Source organism: uncultured Roseobacter sp. (genome assembly GCF_947493125.1).
Classification (GTDB): Bacteria; Pseudomonadota; Alphaproteobacteria; order Rhodobacterales; family Rhodobacteraceae; genus Roseobacter.
The window spans coordinates 122,669-135,216 of the sequence record NZ_CANLQB010000009.1 but is presented as its reverse complement, the minus strand read 5'-3'; the positions used below and the strand labels follow the sequence as shown (position 1 = coordinate 135,216).

Here is a 12,548-nt window from a genome sequence, read left to right as displayed (position 1 = left end):
CCGAGCGGGCGCGACGGTGTTACCAGCGGTAGTGGCTGAACGCCTTGTTGGCGTCGGCCATCTTATGGGTGTCTTCGCGTTTCTTCACCGCGGTGCCGCGGGACTGAACGGCGTCGAGAAGCTCACCGGCGAGGCGCTCTTCCATCGTGTTCTCGTTGCGCGACCGGGAGGCCTTGATCAGCCAGCGGATGGCCAGCGCCTCGCGGCGCTCGGGGCGCACTTCGACGGGCACCTGGTAAGTGGCCCCACCGACACGGCGCGAGCGCACCTCGACGGAGGGTTTGATGTTGTCGAGCGCTTCATGGAAGACCTCGACGGGCGCGCGCTTGATCTTGTCTTCGACCCGGGTGAGGGCGTTGTAGACAATGCGCTCTGCGACCGACTTCTTGCCGTCGATCATCAGGTTGTTCATGAATTTTGTCAGCACCAGATCGCCATATTTGGCGTCGGGCAGGACTTCGCGTTTTTCGGCTGCGTGGCGACGGGACATGCTTGTCTCTCCTTACTTCGGACGCTTCGCGCCATACTTCGAACGGCGTTGCTTGCGGTCTTTCACGCCCTGGGTGTCGAGCACACCGCGCAGGATGTGGTAGCGCACGCCGGGAAGGTCTTTGACACGGCCGCCGCGGATCAACACAACCGAGTGTTCCTGCAGGTTGTGGCTCTCGCCGGGGATGTAGCTGATGACCTCGAAGCCGTTGGTCAGGCGGACCTTGGCGACTTTCCGCATCGCGGAGTTCGGTTTCTTCGGCGTGGTCGTGTAGACACGCGTGCAGACGCCACGCTTCTGCGGGCATTCCTGCAGGTGCATGGACTTGGAGCGTTTGACTTTTGGCTGCCGCGGTTTGCGGATCAGCTGTTGGATCGTTGGCATTCCGGTTCTTTCCCCGTGTTGCTCACATATGTGTGCACGAGGACGACCCCCATGCGGTTGAAACTCTCGCGCAGACGCGTCCGCCTGCGGTTTTGTGCGCCAGCGGCGCGTGATATCGCATTGGCAGAGTGCACAATGCCAAAAGACCGCCACGTTTCCGTACCGAGGAAAACGACGCGGTGGGTTTCCAGAGGATCGGGCCGATAGGGGGCCGGATCGTGACCACTTCAGTTCTGATTTCGGCGCGCAGAGCAAGCCCTGCCGTCGAGATGAGCGGCGTATAGAAGGAGTCGCCGAGGCTGTCAACAGCCGCACCGGGGAATTCGGCCCTCCTCGAGAACGGCCCGCCGCCCGACCTTCTGCCGGGTAAGGTCCCGCGTCGCGTGTGAGATCCGGACCGGACGGTGCAGCCGGGTGGCCCGGCGGACCCCGCCGGGCAGCGCCCGCCCCCCCCTCGATGGGGGGTAGGGCGCTTTCTCGGCCCGCGTTGGCTATTGGGGATGCCGCAGCAGGCGGCGTTCGCGGACCATCGTGTAGGCGCTGGCCCCGACGATGATCCCTGCGCCAAGGAGCGTGAGCGGCGCGGGCCACTCACCAAACAGCACCCAGCCGAGGACCAGGGCCCAGAGCAATCCGGTGTAGCGGAACGGCGCCACGAAGGACACATCGCCCTGCCGCATCACCTGCACGCTGAAGTAATAGCCCCCGACAACGAAGACCGACGCGCCCCCAATCAGCGCCGCCAGCGTCGGGCTGACGGGCACCCAGGGGATGGTGAGCGACGCCGCCCCTGCTGCCAGCAACACGCCGAGCGAGGTCGAGAAGGTCACCAGCAGCGAGGGCGCAGCACTTGAGATGCGCCGCATGATCAGATCGCGCGCCGTGACACAGAGCACGGCGACCAGCGCGTAGAGCGACCAGATGGTAAAGCCCTCGGCCCCTGGACGCACGATCAGCAGCATGCCGCAGAACCCCACCGCGATGGCTGTCATCCGCCGCCAGCCCACGGCCTCGCGGTAGATCAGCGCCGAGCCGAGCGTCACGGCCAGCGGCAGCAATTGCAGGATCGCTGTCACATTGGCCAGCGGCATGTTCAGCAGCGCGGTGATGAAGAAGTAAGCCGCCCCTATTTCCGAGACCGAGCGCAGGGCGATCCAGCCCCAATCCTGCCGAGACACCCGCGCCCGGAAGGCGCCGCGTGACCACGCGAGGCCCCCGATCAACGCGGTGGCCAACAGCCCGCGCAGCACCAGAAGCTGGAACAGCGGCACGGCCCCACCGGTGGCCTTGATCAACGCGTCATTGATCGTGAAGCACGCCATGGAGGCCACCATCATCAGCGCGCCGACGATATTGGGCGAGAGGCTGCGGGTGCTCTGCGCGATCATGGTGTGGGCGCGCCCGGCACCCTAGTGGCCGGTGAAGACAAGCGTCTGCAGCGGCAACAGCAGCGAGCGGATGCGCAGCCCTGCGGCATGCACCACGCCGACAGTATCGACCACATGCAGGAAGATGCGGCGCCCGAAGCCAAGCCCGCCCTCTTCCAGCAGCGCGTGATTGTAGGTGTAGGCGTTGGCCAGACAGCGGCTGCCCGGCGGGATGTCATCGGTCTGGCCGGGATAGATCGGCTCGAGGAAGGCGGTGATCGTGCCGGGCGCACCCTGGTTTTGCACATCGCCCAGGCGGTCCGAGGGGCGGACCTGCCCCGCAGCAATCACATCCTGTACCTCGGTGATGACCATCGGGATGACCGTGAATGGTTTCGAGACGCACATGATCTCGGCCACGCCACCCGCTTTCACCACCTGCGCGGAGATTTGCGGGAAACCCGCCTGGAAGCGGTTCCTTCCGGCTTCGGCGGGCACCAGGATGCCGGCAGGGCGCAACACGGGGCTGACGATATCGCCCACGCGCAGGGTGAATTGTTCGATGGTGCCGTCGACGCCCGCGTAGACGGTGAGCTTTTCGATCTCGTTCTGCGCCTGGGCCAAGGCGGCCTCGGCGGTCGCGCGCTGCGCGGGCAGTTGCACGGTGATCTGCGCATCCACTGCTTCGACACCGGCACGTGCGGCATCGACCTCGCCCTGCCGGACGCCGAGTTCGTTTTCCAGAAGTTCCACATCCCGGTCGCTCACCGCAGCCGACCCCCGCGCCCGAAGTTCGCGCTGGCGCTCGAGGTCCTCTCGGGTTTGCTCAAAGGCCGACAGGGCCTGATCGACCGCCGCCACCGAGGCTGCGCGCTGCGCCTCGGCCAGGACAAGTGCTGCCTCGACCTCGGAAATCTGGCGCCGCGCGGTCTCAGCCGCGGCCTCCTGGCTGCTGCTGTCGAGCTTGAAGATCGGGTCGCCCGCTTCGACCTCCGAGTTGATCTCCACATAGACGTCCGAGACGCGCCCGCCCTGTTCCGACAGGATGGTCACGGTGCGGAAGAAGGAGGCCACGTTGGACGTGCTGGGGTGGTAATAGAAGACGATGGTGATCAGCGTGATGGTCAGCATGGCGCAGAGGGTGATGCCCCAGCGCAGCTCGTACCAGACAGTGAAGAAATTGATCTCCTCGCCCCAGCGCTTGCCCTGAAAGCGGCGTCGCAGCAGGTAGTCGGGCAGGATCGTGACCAGCGAGCACAGGATGACCTCGAGCATGGGTTAGCGCTCCCGATTGACGAGGTTTTGCAGCGACTGCGCAATGGAATTGAGCGGGCTGACGAGGTCTGGCGGGCGGAAGGCGGCGAGCACCAGGGCGATGATCCAGAAGAGGTTGTTGTGGGTGAAGAGCGCCAGCATCGCGAGGATGCTGATGAGCTGGAGCTGCGCGCTGTTGCCCTTGTGCGCCATGCGTTCGGGCAGCGCGTGCAGGGTGAAATAGGCGATCCCGAGCAGCAGGATCAGGCCCAGCACAAAGAAGACCATGAGGGTGAAGAGCCCGTCGCTGCCGTCCGCGCCCGCGACATAGGGCGGCAGGTGGTGCGGGGCCATGGGGTGCTGCGTCTCTGACATGGGAGGCCCTTCTGGCATCAAATTTCGAGGCGGGCTGACCCCGCGGTACAACTGCCGAGGACGCTATCCGCGAACGGCGGGCTTGGCCATATGAATTTGTGGCGGGGCGCAGACCCCGTCGCACAAAGAAAAAACCCCCGGCGCAGACGGCACCGGGGGCTTTGAGCGTTGTATTGGATACCGCCTAGTCGCGGCTGTCGATGTCCGGACTGATCACCTGATCGAAGACGTCGCCGCCCACCATGTCGTCCGCCGGAGCAGCAAGGGCTGCAGCGGCTTCGGCCTCCTCGCGGCGCGCTTCGATCACGACATTGTCGCGGTCTTGCGCCACGCGGCGGACCTTCATGGTGGCGCCACCGGTGCCCGCCGGGATCAGGCGGCCCACGATGACGTTCTCTTTCAGACCAACCAGCTTGTCCTTCTTCCCTTGCACGGAGGCTTCGGTGAGCACGCGTGTGGTCTCCTGGAAGGAGGCCGCCGAGATGAAGCTGCGGGTCTGCAGCGACGCCTTGGTGATGCCCAGAAGGATCGGCTCGCCCTGTGCGGGACGCCCGCCCTTGGCAATGGCCTTCTCGTTGGCGGTGTCGAACTCCTGCTTGTCCACATGTTCGCCCTTGAGCAGCGTGGTGTCGCCGGAGTCCTGGATCTCCCACTTCTGCAGCATCTGGCGCACGATGACCTCGATGTGCTTGTCGTTGATCTTCACACCCTGCAGGCGGTAGACGTCCTGCACCTCGTCGATCATGTAATCCGCCAGCGCTTCGACCCCCATGATGGCGAGGATGTCATGCGGGGCAGGATTGCCGTCCATGATGTAATCACCCTTCTGGACAAAATCCCCCTCGGCGACGGGGATGTGCTTACCCTTGGGCACCATGTATTCGACCTTGTGATCCGGATCCTCGGAGCTCTCGATCGCGATACGGCGCTTGTTCTTGTAGTCTTTGCCGTAGCGCACATAGCCGTCGATTTCCGCGATGATGGCGTGATCCTTGGGACGACGCGCCTCGAAGAGCTCGGCCACACGCGGCAGACCGCCGGTGATGTCCTTGGTCTTGGCCCCTTCCCGCGGGATCCGGGCGACGACGTCACCGGCCTTGATCTCGGCCCCGTCCTCGATGGAGAGCACCGCGTCCACGGACATCGGATAGGTCACCGGGTTGCCCGCATCATTGCGGACCGGCTCGCCATCGGCACCCACGAGGATGATCTCGGGCTTGAGCTCGTTGCCCTTCGCCGCCGAGCGCCAGTCGATCACGATCTTCTGGGTCATCCCGGTGGCGTCGTCGGTTTCGTCCTTCACGGCGATACCGCTGATCAGGTCGACGAATTTCGCGGTGCCGTCCTTCTCTGCGATGATCGGCAACGTGTAGGGGTCCCACTCGAAGAGCTTGTCACCGCGCACGATGTCCTGGCCGTCCTTGGCGAAGAGCTTGGAGCCGTAGCCGACCTTGTGGCTGGCACGTTCCTCACCGTTTTCGTCCTGGATGATCAGCTTCATGTTGCGGCCCATGACCATGATCTCGCCAGCGGCGTTCTCCAGGGTCTGCGCGTTCTCGAAGACGACCTTGCCGGTGTGGCTGGCTTCCAGGAAGGACTGCTGGCCACCTTGAGCCACGCCGCCGATGTGGAAGGTCCGCATCGTCAGCTGCGTGCCCGGCTCGCCGATGGACTGTGCCGCGATGATGCCGACCGCCTCGCCAGTGTTGACCATGGTGCCGCGCGCGAGGTCGCGCCCGTAGCACATCGCACAGACGCCTTCCTCCGCCTCACAGGTCAGCGGGCTGCGGATTCGTGCCGATGCAACGCCGGCCTCTTCGATGGAATCCGCCATGCGTTCATCCACCAGCGTGCCCGCCGCGACCATCACCTCATCCGTGCCCGGGCGCAGGATGTCCTCGGCCACGACACGGCCCAGGATGCGCTCGGAGAGCGAGGCCACGACCTCACCATCGTTCACCGCCGCATTGGCCGTGATCGAGGCTTCGGTGCCGCAGTCGTTCATGCGCACGATGCAGTCCTGTGCGACGTCCACCAGACGGCGGGTCAGATAGCCGGAGTTCGCTGTCTTCAGAGCGGTGTCCGACAGGCCCTTGCGCGCCCCGTGGGTGGAGTTGAAGTACTCCAGAACGGTCAGGCCTTCCTTGAAGTTCGAGATGATCGGCGTCTCGATGATGTCGCCGTTGGGCTTGGCCATGAGGCCGCGCATGCCGCCGAGCTGTTTCATCTGCGTCACCGAGCCCCGCGCGCCCGAGTGCGCCATCATGTAGACCGAGTTCGGCTCCATCTCGGCGCCGCTCTCGTCCTTCACGCTGGCGGAGATCGAGCCCATCATCGCCTCGGTCACCTTGTCGTTACACTTCGACCAGGCGTCCACAACCTTGTTGTACTTCTCGCCCTGGGTGATCAAACCGTCCATATACTGCTGTTCGAAATCCTTCACCTGGTCGCGCGTCTCTTCGACGATCGGCCACTTGGTGTCGGGGATCAGCATGTCGTCCTTACCGAAGGAAATCCCGGCCTTGAACGCCTCTCGGAAGCCCATGGTCATGATCTGGTCACAGAAGATGACGGATTCCTTCTGACCACAGTAGCGGTAGACGGTGTCGATGACCTGCTGCACCTCCTTCTTGCGCAGCAGACGGTTCACCAGTTCGAACGGCGCCTTGGCGTTGAGCGGCAGCAGCGCGCCCAGACGGATACGGCCCGGCGTAGTCTCGTAGCGTTTCATGACCTCGAGGCCATTCTCGTCGATCTGCGGAATACGCGCGGTGATCTTGGAGTGCAGATGCACGAGCCCTGCATCCAGAGCGTGCTGGACCTCTTCCACGGAGCCGAAGACCATGCCTTCGCCCGGCATGCCTTCGCGTTCCAGCGTGGTGTAATAGAGACCCAGGATCATGTCCTGCGACGGCACGATGATCGGCGCACCGTTGGCGGGCGAGAGCACGTTGTTGGTGGACATCATCAGCACGCGCGCTTCCAGCTGCGCTTCCAGCGAGAGCGGCACGTGGACCGCCATCTGGTCGCCGTCGAAATCCGCGTTGAAGGCCGAGCAGACGAGCGGGTGCAGCTGGATCGCCTTGCCTTCGATCAGGACAGGTTCAAACGCCTGAATGCCCAAACGGTGCAGCGTCGGCGCGCGGTTGAGCATCACCGGATGTTCACGGATCACCTCGTCGAGAATGTCCCAGACCTCCGGACGCTCTTTCTCAACGAGCTTCTTTGCCTGTTTCACGGTGCTGCTGAGGCCCTTGGCCTCCAGCCGCGAATAGATGAAGGGCTTGAAGAGTTCGAGCGCCATCTTTTTCGGCAGACCACACTGGTGCAGCTTGAGTTCCGGCCCGGTCACGATGACCGAGCGGCCGGAGAAGTCGACGCGCTTGCCGAGAAGGTTCTGGCGGAAGCGGCCCTGCTTGCCTTTCAGCATGTCGGAGAGCGATTTCAGCGGGCGCTTGTTGGCGCCTGTGATCACGCGGCCACGACGGCCGTTGTCAAAGAGCGCATCGACGGATTCCTGCAGCATCCGCTTTTCGTTGCGCACGATGATGTCGGGCGCGCGCAACTCGATCAGCCGCTTCAGGCGGTTGTTCCGGTTGATCACTCGGCGATAGAGGTCGTTCAGATCCGACGTCGCAAAGCGGCCCCCATCAAGCGGCACCAGCGGGCGCAGCTCCGGCGGGATGACCGGAATGACCGTCAGCACCATCCACTCCGGGCGGTTACCGGATTCGAGGAAAGATTCCACGACCTTCAGGCGCTTGATGATCTTCTTGGGCTTCAGCTCACCGGTGGCCTCTTTCAGATCGGCTCGCAGGGTTTCAGCTTCCTGCTCCAGGTCAATCGCGGCCAGCATCTCGCGGATCGCTTCGGCACCGATGTTCGCCGTGAAGGCGTCCATGCCGTAGGCGTCCTGCGCGTCCATATACTCTTCTTCGGTCATCATCTGACCGTATTGAAGATCCGTCAGGCCCGGCTCGATCACCACGTAGTTCTCGAAGTAAAGCACGCGCTCCAGATCGCGCAGGGTCATGTCGAGCATGAGGCCGATGCGTGAGGGCAGCGATTTCAGGAACCAGATGTGGGCAACCGGCGAGGCCAGCTCAATGTGGCCCATCCGCTCACGACGGACCTTCTGCAGCGTGACTTCCACACCGCATTTTTCACAGACAACGCCGCGATACTTCATGCGCTTGTACTTGCCGCAAAGACACTCGTAGTCCTTGATCGGCCCGAAGATCCGCGCGCAGAAAAGACCGTCACGCTCGGGCTTGAAGGTCCGGTAGTTGATGGTCTCGGGCTTTTTGATCTCCCCGAAGGACCAGCTCAGGATGCGCTCGGGCGAGGCCAGAGACACCTTGATTTCGTCAAACACCTTGGGCGGTGTGAGCGGGTTGAACGGGTTGTTTGTCAGTTCCTGGTTCATTTTCAAATCCTTGAAAGGGGTGCATTAGGAGAAAGGTGGCCGTATGCCCACCCCTGCCCGCTGGCAGTTACGGTGGGCCTTTGGGCCGCCGTTACTCGTCCTCCTCCGCATCCAGGAGTTCCATGTTGAGACCGAGGCCGCGGACTTCTTTGACCAGAACGTTGAACGATTCCGGCACGCCGGCCTCGAAGTTGTCCTCGCCCTTGACGATGCTTTCATAGACTTTCGTCCGTCCGGCCACGTCGTCCGACTTCACGGTCAGCATCTCCTGCAGGGTGTAGGCGGCGCCGTAAGCTTCCAGAGCCCAGACCTCCATTTCCCCAAAGCGCTGGCCACCGAACTGCGCTTTACCGCCCAGAGGCTGCTGGGTGACGAGGCTGTAAGGCCCGGTCGAACGCGCGTGGATTTTGTCATCCACCAGGTGGTGCAGCTTGAGCAGGTACTTGACGCCAACGGTCACAGGTCGCGCGAATTGCTCGCCAGTGCGCCCGTCGAAGAGGATCGACTGGCCCGACTCCGAGAAGCCTGCGCGGACAAGCGCGTCATTCACGTCGCCCTCTTTCGCACCGTCGAAGACCGGCGTCGCAATCGGCACACCGCGTGTGACGTTGCTGGCCGCTTCGATCAGCGTCTCTTCATCCATGCCCGCGACGCCTTCGTCGTAGACATCCTCGCCATAGGCGTGGTGCAGCGCGTCGCGCACAGGGGTCAGATCGCCGGAGCGACGGTATTCCTGCAGCGCCTCGTCCACGTTCAGACCCAGACCGCGCGCGGCCCAGCCCATGTGCGTCTCGAGGATCTGCCCGACGTTCATGCGGCTCGGCACGCCCAGCGGGTTGAGGCAGAAATCGACCGGGGTGCCATCGGCGAGGAAGGGCATGTCCTCCATCGGCACCACTTTCGAGATCACACCCTTGTTGCCGTGACGCCCGGCCATCTTGTCACCCGGCTGCAGCTTGCGCTTCACCGCGACGAAGACCTTGACCATCTTCATCACGCCCGGAGGCAGATCATCGCCCCGGCGCACCTTCTCGACCTTGTCCTCGAACCGCGCATCCAACGCGCGCTTCTGGATCTCGTATTGTTCGTTCAGGGCTTCCACGACTTGCGCGTCGGCCTCGTCCTTGAGCGCCAGCTGCCACCACTGACCGCGGGTCAGCATCTGCAGCAGGTCTTCGGTGATCTCTGAGTTTGACGGAACGCCCTTGGGGCCCTTTACCGCAACCTTGCCGAGGATCATATCCTTGAGACGCGCGTAGATGTTGCGGTCGAGGATGGCGAGTTCGTCGTCCCGGTCGCGGGCCAGACGTTCGACTTCCTCACGCTCGATCTGCAGCGCACGCTCGTCTTTTTCCACCCCGTGGCGGTTGAAGACGCGCACCTCCACGACCGTGCCGAAATCGCCCGGCTTCACGCGCAGCGAGGTGTCGCGCACGTCGGAAGCTTTCTCGCCGAAGATGGCGCGCAGGAGTTTCTCCTCCGGCGTCATCGGGCTTTCGCCTTTCGGGGTGATCTTGCCCACGAGGATATCGCCCGGCTCCACATCGGCACCGATGTAGACGATGCCCGCCTCGTCGAGGTTGCGCAGGGCTTCCTCACCGACGTTGGGAATGTCGCGGGTGATCTCTTCCGGCCCGAGCTTGGTGTCACGCGCGGCGACTTCGAATTCCTCGATATGGATCGAGGTGAAGACGTCGTCACGGGCAATCCGCTCGGAAATCAGGATCGAGTCCTCGTAGTTGTAGCCATTCCACGGCATGAAGGCGACGACGACGTTCTTGCCGAGCGCCAGCTCCCCCATGTCTGTGGACGGACCATCGGCAATCACCTGGCCTTTGGTCACGCGATCCCCCACCTTCACCAGCGGACGCTGATTGATGCAGGTGTTCTGGTTCGAGCGCTGGAACTTGCGCATGCGGTAGATGTCCACGCCTGCATCGCCCAGCTCCAGGTCTTCGCTGGCGCGGATCACGATCCGCTGCGCATCGACCTGGTCGATGACACCCGCACGTTTGGCCATGATGGCCGCACCGGAGTCGCGGGCGACCACCTCTTCGATGCCGGTGCCGACCAGCGGCGCCTCTGCCTGAAGCAGCGGCACGGCCTGACGCTGCATGTTCGAACCCATCAGAGCACGGTTGGCGTCGTCATTTTCCAGGAACGGGATGAGCGAGGCCGCGACCGAGACCAGCTGCTTGGGCGAGACGTCGATGAGGTCGACCGACTCGCTGGGCGCGAGGGTGTATTCACCGGACTGGCGGGTGTTCACGAACTCATTGGTGAACTTGCCGTTGTCATCGATGGAGGCGTTGGCCTGCGCCACGGTGTGACGCTGTTCCTCTGTTGCGGACATGTAGTGCACTTCGTCCGTGACGGTGCCGTCCTCCACCTTGCGATACGGCGTCTCGATGAAGCCGTATTTGTTCACGCGGGCGAAGGTGGCGAGCGAGTTGATCAGACCGATGTTCGGGCCTTCCGGCGTCTCGATCGGGCACATCCGGCCGTAGTGGGTGGCGTGCACATCGCGCACTTCAAAGCCCGCACGTTCCCGCGTCAGACCGCCCGGCCCAAGCGCCGAGAGGCGGCGCTTGTGCGTGACCTCGGAGAGCGGGTTGGTCTGGTCCATGAACTGCGACAGCTGGCTGGAGCCGAAGAATTCGCGCACCGCAGCCGCGGCCGGTTTCGCGTTGATCAGATCCTGCGGCATGACCGTGTCGATCTCGACCGACGACATGCGTTCCTTGATCGCGCGCTCCATCCGGAGCAGACCCACGCGATACTGGTTCTCCATCAGCTCGCCGACCGAGCGCACCCGGCGGTTGCCAAGGTGGTCGATGTCGTCGATGTCACCGCGCCCGTCGCGCAGATCCACCAGCGCCTTGATGCAGGCGACGATGTCTTCGCGGCGCAGCGTGCGCTGGGTGTCTTCCGCATCGAGGGCCAGACGCATGTTCATTTTCACGCGGCCAACGGCCGAGAGGTCATAGCGCTCGCTGTCAAAGAAGAGCGTGTCAAAGAGTGCGGAGGCCGCCTCAACGGTGGGCGGCTCGCCCGGCCGCATGACGCGGTAGATGTCCATGAGCGCGGTGTCGCGGTTCATGTTCTTGTCCTGCGCCATGGTGTTGCGCATGTAGGGGCCGACGTTGACGTTATCGATGTCGAGCACGGGGATCTCGGTGATCCCGGCGTCGATCAGCTCCTTCGCAGTGCCGCCGATCAGCGTGCCGTCCTTGTCGTATTCCAGCGTCAACTCGTCCCCGGCTTCGACATAAATCGCGCCGGTTTCCTCGTTGATGATGTCCTTTGCGACAAACTTGCCCGCGATGTGGTCGTAGGGCAGCAAGAGCTCGGTCACGGTGCCTTCGTCGATCAGCTTCTTGACCGCGCGGGGCGTGACCTTCTTGCCCTGCTCGAAGAGCACTTCACCCGATTTCGCATCAACCAGATCGTAGGTCGGCCGCGTGCCGCGCACCCGGTCGGGGAAGAACGGGGCGACCCAGCCCTTGTTCTTCTCCAGCTTGTAGGTGACCGTGTTGTAATAGGCGTCCATGATCGCTTCTTGGTCGAGACCAAGCGCGTAGAGGAGCGTCGTGACCGGCAGCTTGCGGCGGCGGTCGATGCGCGCAAAGACGATGTCCTTGGCGTCGAATTCAAAGTCCAGCCAGGAGCCGCGGTAGGGAATGATCCGGCAGGCGAAGAGCAGCTTGCCCGAGCTGTGCGTCTTGCCCTTGTCGTGATCGAAGAACACACCGGGAGAGCGGTGCATCTGGGAGACGATCACCCGCTCGGTGCCGTTGACGACAAAGGTGCCGTTCGGCGTCATCAACGGCATGTCGCCCATGAAGACGTCCTGCTCCTTGATGTCCTTTACGGATTTCGCGCCGGTGTCCTCATCCACATCGAAGACGATGAGACGCAGCGTCACCTTCAGCGGTGCGCTGTAGGTCATGTCGCGCTGCTGGCATTCCTCGACGTCGTACTTCGGCTTTTCCAGCTCGTATTTGACGTATTCGAGCACGGAGGTCTCGTTGAAGTCCTTGATCGGAAAGACCGATTGGAAGACGCCCGTGATACCTTCGCCATCGGTGGGGGTATCGGCATCGCCGGAGTTCAGGAAGAGATCATACGAGGATTTCTGCACCTCGATGAGGTTCGGCATCTCCAGCACTTCGCGGATCTTGCCGTAGTATTTGCGTAAACGTTTCTGGCCGAGGAACGTATTTGCCATGCGAGGTCGCACTCCATATCTTTG

The 12,548-nt window shown here is 63.1% G+C and carries 7 protein-coding genes; all 7 read right to left on the bottom strand.

Going from position 1 to position 12,548, the window contains the following annotated elements; genetic code table 11:
* Positions 1–19: 19 nt before the first annotated feature.
* The 7 genes from rpsG to rpoB all read right to left on the bottom strand — a co-directional run bounded on the left by rpsG (position 20) and on the right by rpoB (position 12,524).
* Positions 20–490: a 30S ribosomal protein S7 gene (rpsG, locus tag Q1A71_RS19180; protein ID WP_263843594.1), complete on the bottom strand. Its 471-nt coding sequence runs from the start codon at positions 488–490 to the stop codon at positions 20–22.
* 12 nt (positions 491–502) lie between these two features.
* Complete coding sequence (rpsL, locus tag Q1A71_RS19175; RefSeq protein WP_007118826.1) at positions 503–874, bottom strand: 30S ribosomal protein S12; 372 nt, start codon at positions 872–874, stop codon at positions 503–505.
* 491 nt (positions 875–1,365) lie between these two features.
* Positions 1,366–2,262, bottom strand: coding sequence for a DMT family transporter (locus Q1A71_RS19170; RefSeq protein WP_299680301.1), 897 nt, complete (start codon positions 2,260–2,262; stop codon positions 1,366–1,368).
* 21 nt (positions 2,263–2,283) lie between these two features.
* Positions 2,284–3,516: a biotin/lipoyl-binding protein gene (locus tag Q1A71_RS19165; protein ID WP_299680298.1), complete on the bottom strand. Its 1,233-nt coding sequence runs from the start codon at positions 3,514–3,516 to the stop codon at positions 2,284–2,286.
* A gap of 3 nt (positions 3,517–3,519) precedes the next feature.
* On the bottom strand, positions 3,520–3,870 hold the full coding sequence (locus Q1A71_RS19160; protein WP_299680295.1) for a hypothetical protein: 351 nt from the start codon (positions 3,868–3,870) through the stop codon (positions 3,520–3,522).
* A 184-nt stretch (positions 3,871–4,054) separates the two neighbouring features.
* Entirely contained in the window at positions 4,055–8,296 is a 4,242-nt protein-coding gene (gene rpoC, locus Q1A71_RS19155) for a DNA-directed RNA polymerase subunit beta' (RefSeq protein WP_299680292.1), read from the bottom strand.
* 91 nt (positions 8,297–8,387) lie between these two features.
* The gene (rpoB, locus tag Q1A71_RS19150; RefSeq protein WP_299680289.1) at positions 8,388–12,524 is read right to left on the bottom strand and encodes a DNA-directed RNA polymerase subunit beta; all 4,137 of its coding nucleotides are present in this window, start codon (positions 12,522–12,524) and stop codon (positions 8,388–8,390) included.
* Positions 12,525–12,548 lie beyond the last annotated feature (24 nt).

Bases quoted from the DNA above. Each gene is read 5' to 3' on its own strand.
- rpoB (WP_299680289.1), bottom strand. From the start codon at position 12,524: ATGGCAAATACGTTCCTCGGCCAGAAACGTTTACGCAAATACTACGGC.
- Q1A71_RS19170 (WP_299680301.1), bottom strand. From the start codon at position 2,262: ATGATCGCGCAGAGCACCCGCAGCCTCTCGCCCAATATCGTCGGCGCG.
- rpsG (WP_263843594.1), bottom strand. From the start codon at position 490: ATGTCCCGTCGCCACGCAGCCGAAAAACGCGAAGTCCTGCCCGACGCC.
- rpoC (WP_299680292.1), bottom strand. From the start codon at position 8,296: ATGAACCAGGAACTGACAAACAACCCGTTCAACCCGCTCACACCGCCC.
- Q1A71_RS19160 (WP_299680295.1), bottom strand. From the start codon at position 3,870: ATGTCAGAGACGCAGCACCCCATGGCCCCGCACCACCTGCCGCCCTAT.
- rpsL (WP_007118826.1), bottom strand. From the start codon at position 874: ATGCCAACGATCCAACAGCTGATCCGCAAACCGCGGCAGCCAAAAGTC.
- Q1A71_RS19165 (WP_299680298.1), bottom strand. From the start codon at position 3,516: ATGCTCGAGGTCATCCTGTGCTCGCTGGTCACGATCCTGCCCGACTAC.